We start from the raw sequence: 21,459 nt of genomic DNA, 5'->3' as shown, positions 1-21,459 counted from the left end.
GTATCGTGATTGCCCAAGGGATTGGAAGCGCCGTGAAGTTTGCTAAGGCCGTGCTGGACGGAGATCTTCCGAGCATTGATCCATGACCATGACACCCTCTTCCGACAACACAGAATAGGCTGGCAGGCTGCGAGGAAGTGTCATGGGCATGGTAGTCTCCGGCTTGCGTCCCAGGGCGACATTAAGGAAATCAGGTCTCTGGGGTAATGTGCCCCATCCGGAGGAGGTTGTTGTCAGGGTCGACAAGCTCCAGTTCACATACACCCCACGGCTTCTCCTCAGCTTTGGCAAAACGAGGGATGCCGGTTTCAGCCAGTTTCAGCGGTTCGAACTCAGCAGACAAAGCGTTGGCATTCTCTACACGGATAAAGGAGCCGTGATCTGAATGTTCCGTCGCTTCATGTCCGTGAGTGCTGAAGAAGTGTATTTCCACACTATCCCGGGCGAGGATCATGTAGCCGTTTTCCTCAAAACGCGCGACTTCGTGAAAGGCTAGCTTGCCATAGAACGACGACGTTCTGTCGAAATCTGAACTCGGAAAAATGGGGCATATGCTCTTTAGCATTCGGGCTCTCCTGTTGTTGTCTTTGCGTAGGCTTCAAGTTTCGGGTCGGCGGGATGCATGACCAGACTAGAGGTCGTGGAAAAAGTGGAATTGGTTCTCGAACAGGTCGTGAACTGTAAACTGGCGAAGGCCCCAAGGCTTGTTATCCGGCTGCCCACCGCAGTCGCATCTTCCGGCGGACGATCAGGAAGTGGCCTACCCTCTCCAGCCAGCCCATGCAGTTTTCCCTCGGCCTTAGCTTTGAGAATTTGGCGTTCAACAAGATCGCGAAATCGCATCACACGTGTCCCAAATAGCAAGTGAAGCTGTTGGCACCAGACTGTATAAGGCAGCGGAAGGCCGTCCTACGGTCTGGTAAAAGCCAAGGAGTTCGAGACCGGTGTTTTGCATTGGCGTTCTCCGGCTAGTGTTGGTCATTTGAGGCCCAGACAGCCAATTCGTTGCCGTTGGGATCGCTAAAGAGAAACCGTCGCCCGCCGGGGAAAGAGTAGATATCGCGAACGATGGTTGCTCCGGCCGATTTGACGTCAGCCAGTGTCGCTTCAAGGTCTTCAGAAAAGAGAACGACCAAGACACCCGGCTTCTGAACAGGAGTTTTGTCTTCGCCATTGAAGCCACCGTCGACACCAGCTCCACTGAAGCTCAGATAGTTTGGTCCCCACTCCTGAAATTCCCAGCCGAAGACCGACGAATAGAACGTCTTTGTCGCTTCCGCGTCCTCAAGAGGGAACTCGATATAGTTGATTGTCTTGTGCTCATGCGTCATCTTGGGCGGTCCCATGTGTATTGCTGTCTGGCAGCGAGGCTGTTTCATCACTAGCTGCGATGCCCCGCCCGGAGGCGGAGCATTTGTTCCGTGAGTGGTGTATCAGTTGGTTGGATCGACCTCGTGCTGGGAGCGGAAGCCCAGAGCCATGCGGTTCCAGATATTGATGGTCCCGATCGCGACAGTGAGCTTGGTGATTTCCTCTTCGGAGAAGTGCGGCGCCAAAGCCGAGAAATCGCCGTCGGGCGCGCCAGTTTGCGCAACGTTCGTCAGAGATTCCGTCCAGGCAAGAACCGCGCGTTCTTTCTCATTGTAAACCGGCGACTCTTTCCATGCCGGGATGAGCGAAAGCCACTGATCCCCCATGCCATCCTTGCGGGCTTCCTTGACATGCATGTCGATACAGAAGGCACAGCCGTTGATCTGTGACGCGCGGATTTTGACGAGGTGCAACAGATGCGGCTCGATACCGGCCTTCTGCGACACGAATTGCTCAAGGCCCCAGACGGCCTGGAAGGAGTCGGGTGAGACCTTCATATAGTCGATACGTGGTTCCATTGTACGTTCCTTTTCTTTCTAGTGAGTACGGAATTTCGTTTTGTCTTCTTGCGCCTCTTCACGCCGATAGAGATCGGCCAGAATCTGGAGACGTGGCTTATGGCGACAGCGGTAGAGATACCTTGCCCAGGCCGCGAAAAGTGGTGTTGCGAGGCCGGCATCGATTTCGATTTGTTCCGAAACTCGACAACCGTTTTTCTGCGGGATTACCTGTAAGGAGTGGTTCCAGGATTTGACGCCTGCACCGACTTCGCTGGACAGAAAGCGCATATGCTCGTCGTCAAGCGCCAAAACGGTCATTTCGTAGGGCTGATAAGGCATCCAGCCAAAGAGAGACACGTCTACGTTGATGTGCTGCCCCTGAAAGAGTTGCCCAGATGGCAGGTTGCGAAAGGCCAGAACGCCCTCTGTGACGGTCTGGAGGTGATCGAAATCGGTCACTACATCCCAAACCAAACCCGCCGGAAAGGCGTAGTCATGAGCAAGGTGAACCGCCCTCGTTCGTGGCGTCTGAAGAGCCCGGATTGGTCTACAGATGCCCATGGCACTCAACCTGATGTTTGTTGAGGGGATTGCCGCTGGCGAGCTTGGAAAAGCCTATGCCATTCAGCATCATGGCCCGTGTCATCGGGTGGTGCGGGGTTTCGATCTGACCCTTGATGTCGGCAACAAAGCCATCCCGCGGAAAACGCCGAATTACGGCATCTATCGTTCGACCGGACAGGCGGCGATAGTGCGATCCAACGACGTCAAGGTGAGCCCCGTTGGCAAGCATCTGGGCCTCCGCAAAGTGAGCTTTTGCCCGAACATCAAGGTTCAAATGCAAGCTGATCGCCTCGAACACCTTCGCAATCTTGGCTCGGTCCCAATCAGCGGACAGAAGAAATTCTCCGGCCTTTTGTGCCCCTGTTACGGCGAAACAGGCACAGCTTGATCTCTGGATATGCGGCTCGACCAGGCCAAGGTCATGCAGGATGCTCGCGAGATAGAAGAGCTCCGGGTCGAAGTTGAGGCCCGCCTGTTTTCCCAGCAGATAGCCCCACACATAGGTTCTGACGCAGTGACTATGCAAAGGCGCGCTGGACAAATCCCTGACCAGTTCATCAGCCTGGCGAGCAATGTTTGAATCCGGAATGACAAGGGCATCCACATCAAAGTCGAGAGGCCCGGATCGGCCAAAACCCTTGGACGAGAACCAGGCGCGCAGTTCCTTGAGCTGCAGAGTGATGAGTTGCTTGTGCAGGCCCAGATATTCGCCACGCGACAGGATGCCGTTGGTTCTTGTTGCCCACGCCAATGTTCCGACCTTTGACATACTGTATCGTTTTCCCTCGTGAGTGGTCGCACTATTCCGAAACGCTGCTAGTGTTGGCGGCTCTGGTTTGTGATGCGGATATTGGCGTCCAGAAAAGCGCAGCTGCGCGCGGCAAGCGTTCCGTCGTCGTCCTCGCGGACTTCAGCCAGCAGGTGCGCGATCGTTACCTTCCTGAGCTCGGCGCGATAGGACCGCTCGGCACGCAGCATTGCAGCGTTGATCTGACATGGTGCTTTGAAGAAACCTTCGGGCACCGGGTTTGGACCATTGCGCCGGATTTCCTTGCACCGGAATGCCGGCTCAGGGCCTTCCACGGCGAGGACGACATCCAACAGCGAAATGTCTTTCGGCGTCTGTGCCAGGTGATAACCACCCTTCGGACCAGGAACGGTCCCCAGTATGCCGGACCGGGACAGAGCTTGCAGGTGCTTGAGCAGATAACTCGGTGAGACGCCGTGGAACTCGGCGAGCGCCGCTGCCGAGAGAACCTGGTTAGCCTCAAGTGATGCCAGCATCGCAACCGAATGGATCGCCTGCTCTACCCCTTCGCTGAGTTTCATCTTGACCTCCGTGATTCGTGGATACAAAATATCCATGAATTGAATTGCTCGTCAACTGGGGAACTTCAGAATTGCCAATGCCTTGGACATACCGCCATGCGTCGAAAGAATTCCGGGCTTTTCTGGATGACGTGAAAGACCGCATGGGGCTGGCCTCGGACAACAGCGCATACACGGCAGTCGATGCCGTGTTTCAGGTCTTCAGAAGACGCCTCGCGGCACAGGAAGGGCTTGATTTCGCAAGCGTGCTCCCCTGCGTCCTGAGGGCAATCTTCATCAAGGACTGGGATGTGACAGTTGCGCCCCTTGCGTTCTCAAGTCGCGACGAGATGACCGATGAAGCAAAGCAGGTGCGACGCGACCACAATCTGACTCCGGACAATGCGATTGAGGCCACGGCTTGGGCGCTGCGCCGTTCAATGGACCAACGGGACCTCGATCGTGTTCTCAAAAGTCTGTCTTCAGATGCCCGGGCTTACTGGGCAGTCGAGGTTTCCGATCCGGCAGAACTCAATCAACGAATAATCTGAATCCCAATTGAGAAAGACAAGAAACCGCGATGAAAAACGCATTGAACAAACTGTTGCCCGCTGAAGACCGCTTCAATGCGGGTTTCTATCGCGAACGGATGCTGCGTCGGCAACGGTGAAGAATCCAAGGTCGTTTTTTGTTTGCGTCCCGCTAGCGTGACCTATTTACAGCGAAAGGACGGTTAGAGTTTGATGCTTGAAAGCGGATTTCAATGGCTGCTCTGGCGAAACCCACCGCACTACAAAACGCACGTCGCCGCAACTACGAGCAAATGCTGCGTCAGCAACATGGCCAAACAGCAATGTCGGGAAAGTCCGCGACTTTCCCATTCGTGGACCTCGAGATTTTGCTATTGCAGCGAATGGCCGGTAAGCGGGCTGCTACCGCAGCATCGTGACCACGTGTCGAAGGTCGGGAATGGGCCGTTCTCAACGTAGGCTCAATAGGCGAGGCAGGGATTCTTGTAGCGCCGCCGCATGGCGGAAAGGAATATTGATCTATGCTGTGACCTGAGGGAAATTCCGCTTCGGCGATCCTGAAACCCGATCGCACAACAGGATAATTACCAAGGTTACCCATATGCAGGACTTGTCAATTGAAATTGGAGGTTTTGAGGCAGCAGAAGCGGATAGCCTCGGTGCGATATTTTATGATGCGGTGCATGAGGGGGCGGCAGGTTTTTATAGCCTAAAGCAACGACAAGCTTGGATGCCGAAGGCACCTTCAGGACCAAAATGGGTGTATCGGCTTGCCTCTCAGACAACCCTTGTAGCGCGCAACGGCGGTGAGCCGGTTGGATTTATGACTTTAGATAGTGATGGCTACATAGACCTTGCCTTCGTGTCACCAAAATACCAAAGGAAGGGCATTGGCGGGTGTCTTTACGCTCAGATCGAAGGTTTGGCACGTAGCGCAGAAATGGCGCGTCTTCATTCCCAAGCCAGCTATCTAGTTCGAGGACTTTTTTTACAGAGTGGTTGGACGGTCATTTGCGAGCAGCAGGTCGAGAGGGTTGGTGTAACATTGACCAACTTCCCGATGGAAAAACATCTCAATGATGCAACTAGAGACAATATCACTCCAGTGAACTTAAGACCAATGCGTTCATTGTGCTCAGATCCCGTCGATTTCAGACGTTGTATTAAAAATTGCGGCGCAACCACTCATCGGCGACATCGCCCATCGTCTTAGGTTGACCGTTCTTAACCCAATTCATGAAAGCTCGGTCAAACTTAAATCTATCGCCGCACTGCGACCTCAGAAACCGCCTAACTTTCTGTGTTGACTTGTAGTTCTCAGTCACAATCGTTTTTCGATTGATTGGACCATTGTGCCAATCAAAGCCTGCCATCAATCACCTCAGCGACCGTTTCGAAAACAGCATACCCTATCTAACACTGCCAGCAAATTCCTGCGAAACTATGCGCCTAGATAGACCCAATTGTACTCAACCGCTGGAGTGTTGTGGGCTCGTCGCTGATCTTCTTCACGTCGCAGGATGTGATTAATTTCAACCGCTTCTGTCACTGACGATAGCGAACTTCTAGGATGACTCCCCGGCTTGGACCAATGCGGAGACTTCGCAGAGAACACGATTTACTCTCGCTTTGCGCAGTTTGTAAAAGACCCAATTCTTGATCTTCTTGCTCTCCACGATTCCAGCTTCTTGCAGAACTTTCATGTGGTTGGTCACTGTTGGCTGCTTCAGCCCAATTTTTTCGGTGATGAAACCAACGCACACTCCGTCATCGATGAGATCACCATCTACTTGCGGCGGGAAATGACGTTCGGGCTCGGCCAGCCAGTGAATGATACGAAGACGGTTCTCATGGGCCAGAGCGCTGAGGCCTCGCGCTGTTGACTCGTAGGAAGAATCTAAATAGTCAGACATCAATATAGTTTCTCCGCTATGTAGGTTGATTATGTCGTCAGCACCAAGCAACTGCAACTACATCCATTGCGATGTCTTTGCGACGAGGCCCTACTCAGGCAACAGTCTTGCTGTGTTTATCAATAGCGAAGGGCTGAGCGGCCAACAAATGTTGACCATCACCCAAGAGATTCGTCACTTCGAGACGATATTTCTGAGTGAAAAAAATGTTCAGATATCGGCCCGTGTTTTCGACCTGTTCGAGGAACTTCCATTTGCCGGTCATCCGATAATTGGTGCGGCTTGTGCATTGCATAAACAATCCGGTTCGGATGCCAAACGCGATTGGAAGTTCGAGATGAAAGGTGGACGAAGTGTGAGCGTGGCCTCAGAGTGCCGCGATGGCCGCTACTTTGCTACGTTGGATCAGGGATGCCCCGAGATGCTGGGAGCTGTCGATGCGAAACCGCAATTTGCACGCGCTTTCAACCTGGACAAGCTGTCCGATCTTCCAATGGAGGTCATTTCCACAGGATTGAAGTACCTTGTCGTCCCTGTTGAGCGCGGTCTGGAAAGGGCACGCGTCACAGAAACAAACTTGGGAGAAAAACTGCGCGAGGTCGGTGCGGATTTCGCATATCTCTTTGACATCAGAACATTCGAGGGCAGGCATTGGAACAATGACGGGATCATGGAGGATGTTGCAACGGGAAGTGCTGCGGGTGTTGTGGGCGCCTATGCGATGAAGCACGGCCTCGTGCCGGCTAACCAAAGCTTTGCATTGAAACAAGGACATTTCATTGGCCGTCCTAGCGAGATCATCGTTACTCCGTATGGCACATCAAAGAAGATCGAGCGGGTCACCGTCGCCGGAGAAGTCGCCTTCGTCGGAAGCGGCAGGGTGATAGCACCGTGATCCCTTTCTATGGCCCCAATGACATCCGACCATACCTGAACATCGAGCCCCTGATCCAATCAGCAGAGACCGCTTTTCGCGCTATATCCGACAGAACAGCGCAAGCGCCAGTTTATGTTCTCCATCCCAATGATCTGGCGGATATCCACGTAAAGTCCGCAACGATTCCTGGCTGCCCGATCTTCACAGTAAAGATGGCAGGTTGGTCGCAACTGCTGGCGGACCAAGGTCAACCGGCGTCAAGCGGTCTGATCGCCGTTTTTGACAGTGAAACGTGCAGACCGCTTGCGATACTGCAGGACAATCATCTGATCTCGGATTACCGAACCGCTGCGGCCGGGGCCTTGGTTGCGAAACTATTCGTACGAAAAGGCGCGTTCTCGGCGCTAATTGTCGGAACCGGAGTTCAAGCACGCCTACAAGCCGAAGCGCTGATGATGGTACGCCCAGTCCGGCAGTTGAAGATTTGGGGAAGATCAGATTGCAAGGTTCGGGACATAGCTCAGAAACTACAATCCAAGTTTCCACAAGTTGACATTCGCGCGACCGACAATCTAGCGTCGGCTGTTGCTGAATCAGAGGTGATCGTGACGGCAACCGGCGCAAAGGAACCGGTGATCCGAAAGGACTGGATAAAACCCGGACATCACATCACGTCGGTTGGCTCGGATGACACAACAAAATGCGAAGTCGATCCAGCAATTCTCGAGAACGCTTGTGTTTTTGTTGACGCGATCGAGTCTGCAGTCAGGTACGGCGCTCCGAGCCGCGCAATCGCCGAGCGTTTGATCGACAGAAAACATCTGACTGAGATTGGTTCGCTCACCGGCGTCGCTTCGAAAAACTATGGCAAAGCAACGATAGCATGCTTGTCAGGTTTGGGAGTTCAGGACTTAACCGCTGTCAATACGTTTTGGGACAAATTACAAAGTGCTTCAGCCTGCAATAATTCAGTTTCCAATAGACCTACTGCAGTATAAGGCCACTGGCGCGCAGATTGGGGGAAACCCATGCGGAAAACCATTATACGCCCCGAGTTGCTGGTGATCGTGTTTGGGGCGGTTCTGTTAAATACGGTCCCAATTTGGGTTGGTGCTCTGGCCCGAGCCCATGGACTCTCCGACACCGTCTCAGGACTCCATGCAAGTTTGCTCTTGCTCTCGGCTGCCAGTACTTGTGCTGGCCTGATACCATTTCTGAACGAGCGGTCGGCCGCAGTTTTGGCATTTCTTGCGCTGGTGATCCTCTCGGCCGGACCAATTCTTGAGGTATTCGCAGCAACAGCAGCATGTGGTGCTCTGGGACTGGCCTTAGGCACTCTCAGCCGGGGTGCACTCAGCTGTGTGTCCCAGGACCCAGGACGAGTGCGTATGTTGAGTGTCGCCCTGACCATGGGGCTTGTTTTGTCCCTTTGCGTCTACCTTGTCGCGCCGTTGCTCCAGGTTGGCCCATTTTCGATTTTGACGGTTCTCGCGGTCATTCTCTTTGTACCGCGATGGAAAGGCTCCACTTCGCGCCAGTCGCTTCGGTCCGCTTTGGTTCTTTCCAGGGCAACGCTTCGAATGATCCCGTTCTTTGTGATGATGGGTGCATACTGGACGTTTCTGGAGCTTTTTGGCCAGACCATCGGTTCGGCTGAAGCGATGTCTTACTGGCTCTTGGGGAGTTTGGTGGCGAGCGCCGTTGGATCGTGGGTCGCTGGAATGATCTCGCCGGTTAGGACAAGACTTCTGCGCGACGTGTCCTTGTTGGTGGCGGCGATTTCCGGCGCTGCAAGCTACGTGACATCCGACATGCTCGCTCTGGGGCTCACGATCCTGGCAAACGGTTTTGCGTTGTTTATATTCTTTCCGCTCTATCTTGGTCTGGCAGGTACGCGGGCGACCGAGGCGATGGCAATCTACCTGTTGGGCTTCGCCTTCGGTGGCGCCGCAGGGGCATTGATCGTTTCGCTCGGAGGATATAGTCTGCTTGCCGCGACTATCCTTGTTGCGGGGTTTGTTGCTTTGACGCGATGGCCTTTTCGACGGGGAGACTGACCACGAGCCCTGCCTTGCGCCATCCTTCAAAAGCCTTGTCGACCAGTGGCCCTGTGAAATGATTGAAGACCATTTCATCGGGAATTTGATCTTCGAAGTCCGGCAGTATTTCCAGCAGTGCGTCGCGTGCGGCCTCTGCCTCTCTCAGATTGCCAAGTTCCGCGTGAAACCATGCGAGGTGAGCATGGTACCAGGGGAATCCGTCCATCGGGACCTTTTCGATCTCCAGAAGTGCGGCTTGCCAATAATCGCCAAGGGCAAATCGCCAAGCATGGGCATAGTGATACCAACCGGGGTGAATAGGGCTCAGGTCTATCGCTTGATCAAGCAGAGGAATGGCCCGGTCAAAGTCACCCAAGAAGGCATGGCAATGCCCGATTTCGGCGAGGATATCGGCATGTCCCGGATTGAGTTTCAGAGCCATGTCTGCGGACGCGCGAAAGCCCGGAAGATCGTGTGTGTGGAACTGGCAAAGTGCCAGAATCATGCGAGCGAACCCGCTATGGGGATCGCAAGCGACCCCCCGCTGTGCCGCTGCCAAGGCCAGATGCGGGGCGTCGATACCAGAACGCTCGTTCAGGTGATACCGTCGTTCTTCCAGCAGAACATGCGCATAGGCGGCCCAACCGTCGGACGAGCCTTGATCGATTTGAAGCAGCCCCGGCAAGGTGTCGCGAAGTCCCTTGTGTAGCTGCGGATCGTAGGTTTTGTAGAACTCATAGAACTTCGCAACTGCCGCATAAACGTCCCAGGTTTGCGATTGCCCGGTGACCGCGCGCCGCCGGATGCGGTGGCCGAGATCACCGTGCTGGGATCCGACCCGGCCAGCTGTCAACAGTCCAATTTCGTTCTGCAATTCAAAGATGTCCTGCGGTTGAGCCGTTCGGTCGAATTGCTCGGTTAGGGCAATCTCACCCGAATTGGCGTCGCTGACTTGAATGGTCACCCTCAGGCGCTCAGAAGATCGGCGTAGGCTGCCTTCCAGGATAAAGTCGACGCCGTAGTGTTCAGCAATACTTGCGTGATCCATCCGGCTGTCATGAATGTGCAGCCCGGTGAGTTGCGACAACACGCGCAGATTACGGAACCGTGTCAGGTTTGAAGTGATTTCTTCGCTGAACCCATCGGCGATTTGTTGATCGTCTTCTTGCGCACTGAGGCTGCGAAATGGCAAGACGATCATGCAGGGCAACTGCGATTGCGCATTCGCGCCACAGGCGACGGGTTTGGCCACTTCGGACAGTCGAAACCCAACTCCATGCACGGTCTTGATCACTCTTTGAGCATTGCCTGAATCCCCGACAGCACGCCGCGCCTCCTTGATCGCGGTCGAGAGTGTTGCATCCGTGATGATACGCCCGTTCCAGACTTGCTCAATCAACTCGTCCTTGCTGACGACCTCTCCGTCTGCCGCGTGCAGCGCACGCAATATGCCAAGAGTTTGACGGGTGAGCGCCAAGGTGCGACCACCTCTGAGAGTCGTCATCTGATCAAAGTCGATCTCGGTATCGGCGATTTTGATTCTCATGGCCGGACCAGAATCCTCGAACTTTGTTCCGATGAAAAGCACGATCTCAGGAAATTCTCAGACTTCTCTCAAGCTCTGCGCGTCAATGCAGCGTAGGTCCACTCTCAACACCTTGTCGCGATTCAACGATGCGTTTTGGAGAGTAGACCATGAAATACCGCAATGCTTTGCCGCAATTGAACGGCACACAGATGATCACTGATGGCGGACTTGAGACGACCCTGATCTTTCACGAAGGCATCGATTTGCCGTTGTTCGCCGCCTTTACTGCGCTCGACACCGATAAAGGTGTGGCCACCATGGACGCTTACATGGAACGTCACGCACGGATCGCCCTTGCCGAGCAGCGTGGGTTTTTAATGGACACGCCAACCTGGCGTGCGAGCGCCCGATGGGCGGCTGAACTTGGTGTATCGCATGACAAACTTCGCGCAGTGCATCGTGAAGCCGTTTGTTCGCTCAGGGCCCTGAGGGACCGGCTAGAGGAACCTGAAACGAGCCCATTCGTCATAAACGGCGTGATCGGCCCGCAAGATGATGGATACGCGCCGGCACGCCTGCTGACCGAGGATCAGGCGGAAGCCTACCACAGCGTTCAGATCGGCTGGTTCGACGAGTTTGGGGCGGACATGGTGTCTGCCATAACCATGACCTATTCCGAAGAGGCCATCGGCATCGCCCGTGCGGCCAAGGCTAAGGCCATACCACTTGCAATCGCCTTTACGGTGGAGACCGATGGCAATCTTCCCTCCGGTGAGACGCTCAGGGATGCCATCGCCAAAGTTGATGCAGCCACGGACGCAGCACCGTCCTACTACATGATCAATTGCGCGCATCCGGATCACTTCGCGCATGTCCTTCATGGGGCTTGGACGACGCGCATCAGAGGAATCCGGGCGAACGCTTCGCGCCTGAGCCATGAAGAACTCGACGCCGCCGATACGCTTGATGATGGAGACCCTGTTGAACTCGGCGCGCTCTATGCGGGCCTCAATGTTCTATTGCCCAACCTGACGGTGGTTGGTGGCTGCTGTGGCACCGACCATCGTCACATCGCAGCCATTTGCGAGGCGCTTGGCACATCGGATCGGGCGACCCCAATTCAAAATCATTTTGAAGGAATGCGACATGCCAACTGAAATCTCACCTACCGCATTATGGGCGTTCTCCCCGCGTCGGCGCGGGCGATTATCGTCGGCCTTTGTCCAAATCCGCCTAGCGCTACGTGCGCGTTGGCGTGAACGTCAGATGGGATCCTTGGTCGACTATCTGGATGATCACCTGCGGTCTGACATCGGGTTGCCGCCGCAAGGTCGGCGGGAAATGCTCAACCTAGAATTTCCGCGGCTCTGAAAATCTCGCGTGAATCAAGAACGACCGACCGGTGCAGAAACCGGTCGGTGCCACAGGCGTTACGTGCGCCCATTTCCAACCTCAACCGCTATTTTCAAGGAGACTAAAATGAAACCGACCAACCTTCTGATCGCCACCGCGATTGCCCTTGTCCCCGGATTTGCAAATGCCGAGATGTTGTCGGCCTTTGACGTGGCCGAGGACCATACACGCATTTTCATGGCGGCCCAGCCGGTCCATGAAAACGGAATGCCCGCTCATGGCAATGCCTTTGTCAGCCAAGGTTACATCTATCCCGAAGGCACGCTTGCCGATGGGACGGTAGGCGTTCTCGAGGACGGCAGCCCAGCTTTCCCGGATCTTGTTCTTGGCACCTGGACCTGTGACGGTTACTTCGTCGGCGAAGGTGGCAATGCCACCACAGGCGTATGGATCATCAGCCGCCAGACCTTTGCCTTCGACGATGGCGCGACGATCGTAACTCAAGGCACCGAGATTGCAGATATCGGTCAACCCAACTTGCGTCCAGTGACCGGGGCAACAGGCGAATACGCTGAAATCGATGGTGGGCTGGTCCAAACGACGCTCGGGTTTACCGACTTCTGGGGGCTGAGCGCAACCTACGCTTTCGAAAAACCAACAACGGACGCATCACACGCGCAAGACGCGGCGCTTCATGGCGGTGACTACAAGGAAATGCCCGTGAACGAAGATGACCATCTGGAATGGGATTCGGGTGTGCCGGTTGGGCCGATCTTCGAAGAGCGATCGATGCCATCCACATGACACAAACCCTGTGAGGTCGGGACATCAAGAGACCCGGCCTCGCATTCTCATTATCAAAGGACAATGACATGAACGTGCAAAATGCACCCGCCATTCGTCAGGCCGATCCAACGGACGCGGAAAGTCTCGCCAAGCTGATCAACCTTGCGGGCGAAGGAATTCCGAACTGGTTATGGACCCGCGCTTGTGTCGAAGGGCAAACACCACTTGAGATCGGCATTGAACGCGCCAAGCGCAGAACCGGTGGGTTTTCTTACAAGAATGCGTTGGTCGCAGAGCCGCATGGATATCCAATCGGCATGGTGCTGAGCTATTCGATCACCGAAGCCCCAACGGATGATCCCGATGATCTGCCTGCGCCGATAGCACCCTTTGTTGCGCTGGAAAAGCTGTCCGTGGGAACGTGGTTTATCAATGCATTGGCCGTATTCGCAGAAGGGCGGAACCAAGGCCTTGGCTCGCGGCTGCTGGCGGCGGCCGAGGATCAGGCACGCTTCAATGGCTTTGAAAAGATGAGCATTCAGGTCTATGCGCAGAACACCGGAGCAGTGCGGCTTTATGAACGACTAGGGTACGATTGCGTGGCAAGTGACCCCGTGCGTCTGCATCCAAGTCCGCCCTACTACACAGGCGATGTACTTCTGTTGATGAAATCCCTCACAGTCCATGTTGCCTGAAGCAACAGCGTTCCGAAAGAAAAAATAATGACGTCCTATTGGCTCGTTCTTTCTGCGGCTGGAGCCAGCTTCACATTGGGCAGCGTACTGCTCAAACGGTTTGCTGACACGGGTGTCGGTTTTGTCCTGCTGATCGCCATTGTCGTACTTGGGCTTGGCAATATGGCCTATATTCGACTGCTGGTGCACGGGCTTGGGCAAGGTGCAGTGATGTCCAGCATGAGTCAGGTCATCGCACTTTCTGTACTTGGCGTGCTTCTTTTTGGCGAGCGCCTTGGGTTGCCGCAATTGGCTGGATTGGGGCTGGCCATCGTCAGCATCTGGCTCTTTTCCCAACCGCGTTGAATTTTTGTAAGGTATCAAAAGTGATCAATCGACCTCAATCCCTCTTTGTATTTGCCGCGCTCGCTGGCGGCCTGTTGACCTCAGTTCTTGCTGCAGCATCCAGCGACGAAACGCAGAACGCTATTTCCCTTCCGTTGCCGTTGACGGACCAGGACTTTCTTTACGACGGTGCGCCCGAGCCATCCCTGGTGGAGCTCGGGCGCAACCTTTTCTTTGATCCGATCCTTTCGGGCAATCGCAACATATCATGTGGTACTTGCCATGATCCCGCGTTTGGATCAGGCGACGGCTTGGCACTTGGCATCGGAGAAGGTGGCTCAGGAGCAGGACCGGAGCGCGTGACCGTTGACCCGGTCACTGGGCGGGTGCCCCGCAACGCGCAGCCGCTTTGGAACATAGGCGCGCGCAGCTATATGTCGCTGTTTCACGACGGGCGTGTCGAAGCGTTGAACCCAGCCGATCCCACAGGCACCATCCGTAATCCCGCAGGGTCAGATTTACCCAAGGACCTATCCGCCCCCTTGGCGGCACAGGCATTCTTCCCCGTGACCTCCCCGATTGAAATGGCCGGGCAGTACGGCGAGAACCTGATCGCCGACGCCGCCCATCACGAAGATAGGCGACAGATCTGGGAAAACCTGGCGCAGAGGGTTGCGAGTATTGCTGAGTATCTAGAGATGATCCGCGCTGCATTTCCCGAGATCATGGATCCCGAGGATGTTGATTATTCTCATATCGCAGAAGCACTGGCGGCGTTCCAAACGACTGCGTTTCGATCTGATGAAAGCCCCTTCGATGCGGTTTTGCGAACCGAGAATTTGTCGCTGCTAACGCCGGATGCGCAAGCTGGTCTTAGACTTTTCTACGGCGCTGCCGGGTGCGCAAACTGCCATAGCGGCCCGTTGCTGACCGATCATCAGTTCCATGCCATCGCTGTCCCGCAAATCGGGCCGGGCAAAGGGCATGGAGGGGATATGTCTTATCTGCAAGAGACCGGATTGTCGGGGCGGGCTGAAGATGAGGGCCGATACCGGGTGACCGATGATCCCGCAGATCTATTTGCTTTTCGAACGCCGTCCCTGCGCAACGTGGCTTTGACAGGCCCGTGGGGGCATAGCGGCGCCTTCGCTTCGCTTGAAGACATGGTACGGCACCATCTTGATCCCAAGGCAAGCTTCACCGACTTCGATCCCATGGATGTGTCTTTGCCAGAACTTGATCATGTGCAACGCCTTGTCTCACGTGGTTCGGCGCTTGAATTCAGACCTTTGGAGGATACACGTCGTGAGGCTTTCGATATGCGGGACGTATGGGTGATGAGTTTACCCGCTTTGCGCGAACGCATTGTCGCGGCAAACTCATTGAATCCTGTTGTCTTGAAGGACGAGGAAATCAGCCAGCTCGTCGCGTTTCTTAATTGCCTGACCGATCCATCTGCCCTCAACCGGAGTGAAATGATCCCCAGCGATCTACCTTCCGGGTTGCAACCGCAACCTCAGGCTCAAAATCAAGCAATTCTTCATTAAAGCGCTTCGAGATTCTGAGCGGCACATCCCATTCGTCGGTGCCGCTCTGCTTTTGGTTCCGCTCTTAGAAGTCATTGGTCCAAGTTTGCCACGCCAGCTTCCTGCGCGACAGGGTGGATCACATAAAGCCCAATGCGTCTGCCTTCGTCATGCTGCGCGCTGGCTTGATCGAAAAGACTTTGTCATTCGGACGGCAGGAACTACCGCGCCGTTTTGGGTATGGAGCTCGACCTGGTCGATAGTGCGCCAACCTACCGAGGCATAAAGACGTTGCCCAGCGGGCGTTGCGATCATTTCACCACGATAAAAACCGGCAAGCCGCGCAGCGGCCTCAGCTGTTGCTAGCAAAGCGCGGCCAAGTCCGCGCCCACCAAATTCAGGATGCGTATAAAGATGTCTGATGCGAGCCGAGTCAGCGGCTGGATTCAGCGGGGCTCCGTTGGTGGACCCAACACTGTCACGATGAGTTAACCCAGACCATCGGCTCCATCCCCTGCTCGCGCGGATAACCCCGTCCAATTCGATGACAAAGTACGTACCATCTAAAATTAGGGTTTGGTCAATCACCGCAAACTCAGCCAATCCAGCCATTTGCGCGGGCGTGTACACTTCCGGAGATGTTTGCCGTGCCGAAATAGCTGCCAATTGAGACACTGCATCAAAGTCCCGTTCAGTCGCAACACGTATTTGCAGCGAAGTTAAGTAATCCATCGGTTTCTCCAAAAAAGAAGAGATCAAAAATTTGTTTGTTACTATCGGGCCCGTCGCCAATGGCAGCGGGCCCGGTGCGTTACCAAACTCGTTGTGTTACAAACGCTCCATCGCGAACGGAAAACTCCCGGTAGCTGCCAGATGCCTCACCAGTTGCGGAGAACTCGACATCTGTCGCGCCAACATAGTCGATCTCGCCACCCGCCGAAAGAATCTGCAACGCCCGCTCCAACTCTCCGGCGGCGATCGGTTCACCAGGTCCGTTTGCGATCGACATCATGGCGTCTGATATCGCTTGCCCATCAGTCGATCCCGAAGCATGCACGGCAAGGGCCAACACGGCAGCAGCATCGTAGGACTCCGCACGATAGGGACCTGTACCAGCAATCCCTGCTTCCAACGCCATCTGGTCGAATGCAGCAGACCGATCATCTTGCCCACCCGGCACTGAGCCAATGACCCGTTCAAGGTCGGGACCAAGGGCCTCCAAGAGAGCTGTGCTATACATACCGTCAGCAAACACAAAACTGTCGAACGCGCCGGTGTCCAGCGCCGCACGGACAATTTGTCGCCCGCCCTGATCTGCATAGCCAATCACTAGCAGGTGCTCGGCACCGCTCGCCGCCAGTGTTGCGACTTCAGCAGAATAGTCAGCCCGGCCATCTTCGTGAGACGCCGCCAATACAATCTCGCCGCCGCAAGCCGAAAACGCCTCCTCAAACGACTCCAACAAACCCGCACCATAGTCGTTGTTTGTGTATGTCGCCGCGATCGAGGTAACTCCGCGTTCAATCAGGATTTCCGCAAGCACTTCGCCCTGCCGGGCGTCCGATGGTGCCGTCCGAAAGAACAAGCCTTTGTCATCAAGTTCGGACAAGGCTGGCGATGTGGCGGATGGTGAGATTATTGCAACGCCATTCGGGATCGCAACGTTTGTGGCGACCGCACCCGTTGCACCCGAGCATGCCGCGCCAACAATCGCGGCGACCTTATCGCCTGTGACAAGGCGCTCGGCCGCCGACGTGGCTGCCGCCGCATCTGTGCAAGTGCTGTCACCAAAGACAACCTCGATGTCGCGCCCGCCAAGGAACAGGCCGGAGTCAGAGATCTCCCGAAGCGCCAATTCAGCAGAAGACCCCATGTCTGAGGCCATGCTTTCGATGGGTCCGGTAAAGCCCATAAGTACGCCAATCCTTATAGGTTGTTCCTGTGCAGTGACCATTCCAGATATCGCAATGAGCGCAACACTGGTAAGTAGTTTCGATCGCATTTAATTTCTCCATTATACGGAATGGGGAAGTGTAATTGTCTTCCCGTTTGATGTTGCAGATTGCGAGGAGTTCAGACGCGAAACACTTGCCTCAACGCTTCGAAAATCCTCATTCCACCCGGGCATCGCTAGAACGAGAAAAGCGGCAAAGCTTGAGCAGAATCTGAGAAAATTCTGAGGACGCTCAGGCTCGATCCGAATACCAATCTCGAAGAAAGACTGACGCCTGTGGTCCTAATGTGATCGATGGATCTTTGGGTATTGACCCTCACGTTGCGTGAGGCGCCATAGGAGCATCATGGAAACCCGAAACGAGGAATATACGGTTGGCGAGTTGGCCAAAGTGGCGGGTGTGAGTGTGCGCATGTTGCACCACTATGACGCCATCGGGCTTTTGAAGCCGTGCCACGTGGCTGCAAATGGCTATCGGATTTATCGGCAACCTGAAGCAATGCGATTGCAAGAGATCCTGTTCTACCGTGCAACCGGTATGGCATTACAGGACATCGCCAAAGTGTTGGAGCATGGGGATAAATTGGATCGCCTTACGAAGCACCGCGCGAACCTAAGGCGGCGCCTCGCGGATCACGCGGCCATGATTGCAACGCTCGACCGGACCATTTTGCATTTGACAGGAGATGCTCCCATGATGATCGAAGACCTATACAAGCCGTTTTCTGCCATCAAACAGGCGGATTACGAAGACTGGCTGACCCAAACCTATGGCGCGGAGATGGTTCAGCAAATCACGCAGGCGCGCGCACATGCTGAACAGGCTGGACCCGAGTTCGCACAAGACGGTGCCAAACGTCTACGCGCGATCGAAGCGGCTTTGGTATCGGACTACGAAGGCGGCAAGCCTTCGGACCAAGCCGATCTGTCCGCGCATCAGGCCTGGGTTGCAGATATGTGGGGACGCCCATGCAACGACAAGGCATACGCCCAGCTGTCAGACATCTGCATGGCGCACCCTGATTTCGTCGCACGTTTCGAAGCTTTGTCGGAGGGCTTTAGTCAATGGCTTCGGGCCGCGATGGTGTACTGGGCCAACCGGGCATAACGTCTGCAAGCTCCAACGTTCTTGTCTTACGCCCCGCCGTGCCGTAAAATGAGCGCGTTGGAAACTTTCACAACGGGAGGGCACAAGCTGAACATGCGTATCATCCGCCGACTTCAGCATGGCCCACGTTTCGCCCTGTAAATGCGTTTACAGGGCGGGCCCAAGAATCAACCTTTCTATCGGTCTGCCCAAAGCCGCACCGCGGCACCTCTTTCTATGAGCAGAGACTCCGATGACTGTGATGAACATCAACGCTTTAAGCGTAATCCGTGGCGACCTCCTTTTCGATGAACTGAACCTGACAATTTCCAAGGGTGATCGTATTGGATTGGTTGCCGCAAATGGGCGCGGCAAGACAACACTGTTGGAATGCATGGCCGGTCAATCCGAACCGACACACGGGAGTATTGTCCGGACGCGCGGTTTGCGAGCGGGATATGTGACCCAATACGTGCCGGCACACGCCTATGCTAAAACGCTCTATGAGTGGGTGCTGGGTGCCCTTCCCACTGAGCAGGCAGAATACGAAAGCTGGCGCGTGGATGTCGTGCTTGGTGAACTGAATGTTCCCTATGAGTTGCAGCATCGTCTGCTCAACGAATTGAGCGGCGGATGGCAAAGGACTGCATTGTTGGCTGCTGCCTGGATTCAGGAGCCAGATATCCTATTGCTGGATGAACCAACCAATCACTTGGATTTGCATCGTATAGGCTTGCTCCAGAACTGGTTGTCTGCCCTGCCTCGTGAAGTGCCCGTTGTAGTGACGTCCCATGATCGAGCATTTCTTGATGCGATAACCAACAAAACGATGTTTTTGCGCGCGAAAAAGTCACGTGTTTTTTCACTCCCATATTCGGCAGCACGGACGGCGCTAGACGAAGCGGATGCTGCTGACCAACGGCGGTTTGTCAACGACTTGAACAAAGCGCAGCAGCTACGCAAGCAGGCGGCAAAGCTGAAGAACATCGGCATCAATTCCGGGTCTGATCTTCTGGTGACCAAGACCAAACAGCTAAATGATCGCGCGGCGCAGATTGAAGCGACTGCCAAACCTGCCCACCACGAACGCAGCGCCGGTGATATCAGACTGGGCAACAGCGGAACTCATGCCAAGGCGCTGATCACATTGGATGACGCACGGGTTGAGACGCCTGACGGTCGCTTGTTGTTCAAGACCGGACGGAAATGGATTTTGCCAGGAGACCGCATCGTGCTTTTGGGAGCCAATGGCACCGGCAAAACCCGATTGGTCAAGATGGTACACAGTGCACTTTCAGGGAATAGTGGGGCGGTAAAATGTGCCCCATCGGTTGTGTCAGCCTATTCAGACCAGCATCTGAGCCAGCTTTCGGAAAGCGACACACCGATGGTCGCTGTTACGCGTCAGTTTGACATTGGTGATCAACGCGCGCGTGGCGTTTTGGCGGGCGCGGGTGTGAACATACAGATGCAAGACACCAAAATCGGCGCGCTGTCTGGGGGACAAAAGGCACGCTTGGCCATGCTGATACTGCGTCTCAAAAATCCGAATTTCTACTTGCTTGATGAGCCGACAAACCATCTTGATATTGAAGGTCAGGAGACTCTCGAGGATGAACTGATTACACACGGCGTTTCATGTTTACTTGTTAGTCACGACCGCAGCTTTTTGCGAAATGTTGGCAATCGGTATTGGCTGATCACAGATAAAGGTCTGGAAGAAACCGACAGCCCTGAGCCGTTCTTGGCAAGAGAGATGGGGTCAAAATGATCATTTTGGTCCAACATGTTGTGCAGGGCGGTCGGCATCGTAACGGATTTTCGTGTTTTTTTAGCTAATGCTCACTTTGCCCCGCGTTGTGAAAGTTCGACCCGCATCAGTTTTTGCTATTGCAGCGAAGGTCGGCAAAGCGCGCTGCGACCGCAGCATTGAGAGACTGCGTCGGATGTCGGCTATGGGCCGTTGGCTCCTATTCTACGGTGCGGTGATGGGCGGTGGCTTTCTTCGCTTTCCTGACAGCGCATTGCCCGCAATCGCCGCGAGCAGAACTGCGCCGCCAATCAGGGTATTTTCGGTCGCGGTTTCCCCCAGAAACAGCCAGACCCAGAGTGGGCCGAGCAGGACTTCGGCTAAGGACAGCAGGGCGAGTTCTGCGGCGGGTAGGCTGCGCGATCCCAATGTGTAGAGGATCAGACCTGCCCCGACCTGGAACACGCCCATGCCCATCGCAATCCCGCCATCACTGGGGCTCAACACGAAGGAGAGGCCGAGGCCCAAGCATATGGCTGAAGTGATGAGGATTGCGAAAAGGCCTGACAGGAAGACCGCCGGCAGCATCTCCCCTGTGCGCCCCCAACGCAGCGCCACGGTGAAGACAGCAAAACCGAATGCCGACCCAAGCGCGGCGAGGCTGCCTTTCAGAGCGACGCTTCCGGACTTGTCGGCGACCATGATCCCGATCCCGCCGATTGCGACGGCGATCGCGACCCAAGTCGCGGTGCGGACGGGTTCTCGCAACACGATCCATCCGAGCACCGCAGCCATAAACGGTGCGGTTGCAAACAGGAGCATTGCATTTGCAACCGACGTGTTCTGGATCGCGTAGATTCCGCCAGAATAGGCCGCGACCAGGGAAAGCCCCGCAATGATGGCAGGGGCGCGGATGCGGCGGATTTGAACAAAGGGGCTTTCGCCAGATCGCACGCGGATTAGCACGTAGAGAAAGAGCGACAGGCTGATCGACCGGTAGAGCAGTATCTGCCACACGACGGCATCTTCGATCAGGCGAATACCAAGACCGACCGTCGACCACAGCACACCCGCCGCAAACACGAAGAGCACACCGTACTTGTGGGCATCCGCATTGGAGGAGGCTGGCGCAATGGATGTCATGTCGGGCTCATCAAGGAAGCTACTTCGTCAAGGTTAGTATCTTGGCCAGAGCTTTGATCACTCATTAGCGACATTGGCGTAGGTTGCTGCACACGGCCACGCCAAACCAAGATCGCTGCGTGGTTCACGAATGGCCTGTGTGGATGGCTCCTGCATAGCAAGACATTTTTTGAGCTGATACGAGCGTCTGTCAGATGCAGTCGTGTGTCCG

Annotated in this window: 24 protein-coding genes and 1 pseudogene; 12 read left to right on the top strand and 13 right to left on the bottom strand. The window is 55.1% G+C overall.

Features of this window, described 5'->3' with window-relative positions:
• Positions 1–48: 48 nt before the first annotated feature.
• The 7 genes and pseudogenes from AC2FGE_RS20490 to AC2FGE_RS20460 form a co-directional block, all read right to left on the bottom strand.
• A pseudogene (locus AC2FGE_RS20490) lies at positions 49–150 on the bottom strand (homoserine O-succinyltransferase); the annotation flags it as partial.
• Between the two features lie 40 nt (positions 151–190).
• Positions 191–565: a bleomycin resistance protein gene (locus AC2FGE_RS20485; protein WP_496821170.1), complete on the bottom strand. Its 375-nt coding sequence runs from the start codon at positions 563–565 to the stop codon at positions 191–193.
• A 403-nt stretch (positions 566–968) separates the two neighbouring features.
• On the bottom strand, positions 969–1,379 hold the full coding sequence (locus tag AC2FGE_RS20480) for a VOC family protein (protein WP_496821168.1): 411 nt from the start codon (positions 1,377–1,379) through the stop codon (positions 969–971).
• 54 nt (positions 1,380–1,433) lie between these two features.
• The gene (locus AC2FGE_RS20475; RefSeq protein ID WP_496821167.1) at positions 1,434–1,889 is read right to left on the bottom strand and encodes a carboxymuconolactone decarboxylase family protein; all 456 of its coding nucleotides are present in this window, start codon (positions 1,887–1,889) and stop codon (positions 1,434–1,436) included.
• A gap of 18 nt (positions 1,890–1,907) precedes the next feature.
• Positions 1,908–2,432 (bottom strand): Rv1443c family protein, encoded by a 525-nt coding sequence (locus tag AC2FGE_RS20470; protein ID WP_496821165.1) that lies wholly within the window; start codon positions 2,430–2,432, stop codon positions 1,908–1,910.
• Positions 2,419–3,039 carry an HD domain-containing protein gene (locus AC2FGE_RS20465; protein ID WP_496821164.1) on the bottom strand — a complete coding sequence of 207 codons (621 nt, stop codon included), beginning with the start codon at positions 3,037–3,039 and terminating at the stop codon, positions 2,419–2,421. The genes AC2FGE_RS20470 and AC2FGE_RS20465 overlap by 14 nt, the downstream gene beginning before the upstream one ends.
• A gap of 212 nt (positions 3,040–3,251) precedes the next feature.
• On the bottom strand, positions 3,252–3,764 hold the full coding sequence (locus AC2FGE_RS20460) for an RrF2 family transcriptional regulator (RefSeq protein WP_496821163.1): 513 nt from the start codon (positions 3,762–3,764) through the stop codon (positions 3,252–3,254).
• A 77-nt stretch (positions 3,765–3,841) separates the two neighbouring features.
• Between AC2FGE_RS20460 and AC2FGE_RS20455 the strand changes: the two genes are divergently transcribed.
• Complete coding sequence (locus AC2FGE_RS20455; RefSeq protein WP_496821171.1) at positions 3,842–4,294, top strand: DUF2267 domain-containing protein; 453 nt, start codon at positions 3,842–3,844, stop codon at positions 4,292–4,294.
• Positions 4,295–4,874: 580 nt separating this feature from the next.
• The gene (locus tag AC2FGE_RS20450) at positions 4,875–5,486 is read left to right on the top strand and encodes a GNAT family N-acetyltransferase (protein WP_496821161.1); all 612 of its coding nucleotides are present in this window, start codon (positions 4,875–4,877) and stop codon (positions 5,484–5,486) included.
• Here the strand turns inward: AC2FGE_RS20450 and AC2FGE_RS20445 are convergent.
• Positions 5,437–5,646: a DUF6434 domain-containing protein gene (locus AC2FGE_RS20445; RefSeq protein WP_496821160.1), complete on the bottom strand. Its 210-nt coding sequence runs from the start codon at positions 5,644–5,646 to the stop codon at positions 5,437–5,439. The two genes, AC2FGE_RS20450 and AC2FGE_RS20445, sit on opposite strands and share 50 nt — an antisense overlap.
• A 192-nt stretch (positions 5,647–5,838) precedes the next feature.
• Positions 5,839–6,186, bottom strand: a complete 348-nt coding sequence (locus AC2FGE_RS20440) for an ArsR/SmtB family transcription factor (RefSeq protein WP_496821159.1) — start codon at positions 6,184–6,186, stop codon at positions 5,839–5,841.
• A 31-nt stretch (positions 6,187–6,217) separates the two neighbouring features.
• On the opposite strand from AC2FGE_RS20440, the gene AC2FGE_RS20435 reads away from it, so the two are divergent.
• The 3 genes from AC2FGE_RS20435 to AC2FGE_RS20425 all read left to right on the top strand — a co-directional run bounded on the left by AC2FGE_RS20435 (position 6,218) and on the right by AC2FGE_RS20425 (position 9,120).
• Positions 6,218–7,081 carry a PhzF family phenazine biosynthesis protein gene (locus tag AC2FGE_RS20435; protein ID WP_496821158.1) on the top strand — a complete coding sequence of 288 codons (864 nt, stop codon included), beginning with the start codon at positions 6,218–6,220 and terminating at the stop codon, positions 7,079–7,081.
• Entirely contained in the window at positions 7,078–8,061 is a 984-nt protein-coding gene (locus tag AC2FGE_RS20430; protein WP_496821156.1) for an ornithine cyclodeaminase family protein, read from the top strand. Before AC2FGE_RS20435 ends, AC2FGE_RS20430 begins: the two co-directional genes overlap by 4 nt.
• Positions 8,062–8,472: 411 nt before the next feature.
• Positions 8,473–9,120 (top strand): hypothetical protein, encoded by a 648-nt coding sequence (locus AC2FGE_RS20425; protein ID WP_496821155.1) that lies wholly within the window; start codon positions 8,473–8,475, stop codon positions 9,118–9,120.
• Here AC2FGE_RS20425 and AC2FGE_RS20420 read toward each other — a convergent pair.
• Positions 9,062–10,648 carry a winged helix-turn-helix domain-containing tetratricopeptide repeat protein gene (locus AC2FGE_RS20420; RefSeq protein WP_496821154.1) on the bottom strand — a complete coding sequence of 529 codons (1,587 nt, stop codon included), beginning with the start codon at positions 10,646–10,648 and terminating at the stop codon, positions 9,062–9,064. The two genes, AC2FGE_RS20425 and AC2FGE_RS20420, sit on opposite strands and share 59 nt — an antisense overlap.
• A 149-nt stretch (positions 10,649–10,797) precedes the next feature.
• Here AC2FGE_RS20420 and AC2FGE_RS20415 point away from each other — a divergent pair, with 149 nt between their 5' ends.
• The 5 genes from AC2FGE_RS20415 to AC2FGE_RS20395 all read left to right on the top strand — a co-directional run bounded on the left by AC2FGE_RS20415 (position 10,798) and on the right by AC2FGE_RS20395 (position 15,335).
• Positions 10,798–11,787 carry a homocysteine S-methyltransferase family protein gene (locus tag AC2FGE_RS20415; protein ID WP_496821153.1) on the top strand — a complete coding sequence of 330 codons (990 nt, stop codon included), beginning with the start codon at positions 10,798–10,800 and terminating at the stop codon, positions 11,785–11,787.
• 322 nt (positions 11,788–12,109) lie between these two features.
• Entirely contained in the window at positions 12,110–12,787 is a 678-nt protein-coding gene (locus tag AC2FGE_RS20410; RefSeq protein WP_496821152.1) for a hypothetical protein, read from the top strand.
• A gap of 68 nt (positions 12,788–12,855) precedes the next feature.
• Positions 12,856–13,464 (top strand): GNAT family N-acetyltransferase, encoded by a 609-nt coding sequence (locus AC2FGE_RS20405; RefSeq protein WP_496821151.1) that lies wholly within the window; start codon positions 12,856–12,858, stop codon positions 13,462–13,464.
• A gap of 27 nt (positions 13,465–13,491) precedes the next feature.
• Positions 13,492–13,809, top strand: a complete 318-nt coding sequence (locus AC2FGE_RS20400) for a hypothetical protein (RefSeq protein WP_496821150.1) — start codon at positions 13,492–13,494, stop codon at positions 13,807–13,809.
• A gap of 74 nt (positions 13,810–13,883) precedes the next feature.
• Positions 13,884–15,335 (top strand): cytochrome-c peroxidase, encoded by a 1,452-nt coding sequence (locus AC2FGE_RS20395; RefSeq protein WP_496821149.1) that lies wholly within the window; start codon positions 13,884–13,886, stop codon positions 15,333–15,335.
• Between the two features lie 147 nt (positions 15,336–15,482).
• Here AC2FGE_RS20395 and AC2FGE_RS20390 read toward each other — a convergent pair whose 3' ends face one another.
• Both AC2FGE_RS20390 and AC2FGE_RS20385 read right to left on the bottom strand, forming a co-directional pair.
• A complete protein-coding gene (locus tag AC2FGE_RS20390; protein ID WP_496821148.1) occupies positions 15,483–16,046 on the bottom strand; it encodes a GNAT family N-acetyltransferase in 564 nt (187 codons plus the stop codon).
• A 79-nt stretch (positions 16,047–16,125) separates the two neighbouring features.
• Entirely contained in the window at positions 16,126–17,316 is a 1,191-nt protein-coding gene (locus AC2FGE_RS20385) for an ABC transporter substrate-binding protein (RefSeq protein WP_496821147.1), read from the bottom strand.
• A gap of 298 nt (positions 17,317–17,614) precedes the next feature.
• On the opposite strand from AC2FGE_RS20385, the gene AC2FGE_RS20380 reads away from it, so the two are divergent.
• Entirely contained in the window at positions 17,615–18,376 is a 762-nt protein-coding gene (locus AC2FGE_RS20380; RefSeq protein WP_496821146.1) for a MerR family transcriptional regulator, read from the top strand.
• Between the two features lie 232 nt (positions 18,377–18,608).
• Positions 18,609–20,126, top strand: coding sequence for an ABC-F family ATP-binding cassette domain-containing protein (locus AC2FGE_RS20375; RefSeq protein WP_496821145.1), 1,518 nt, complete (start codon positions 18,609–18,611; stop codon positions 20,124–20,126).
• A gap of 204 nt (positions 20,127–20,330) precedes the next feature.
• Here AC2FGE_RS20375 and AC2FGE_RS20370 read toward each other — a convergent pair whose 3' ends face one another.
• Complete coding sequence (locus AC2FGE_RS20370; RefSeq protein ID WP_496821144.1) at positions 20,331–21,248, bottom strand: DMT family transporter; 918 nt, start codon at positions 21,246–21,248, stop codon at positions 20,331–20,333.
• Positions 21,249–21,459: the final 211 nt, after the last annotated feature.

It is taken from the genome of Ruegeria sp. YTSA075 (assembly GCF_059610245.1).
This window is presented reverse-complemented; position numbering and strand designations above follow the sequence as displayed.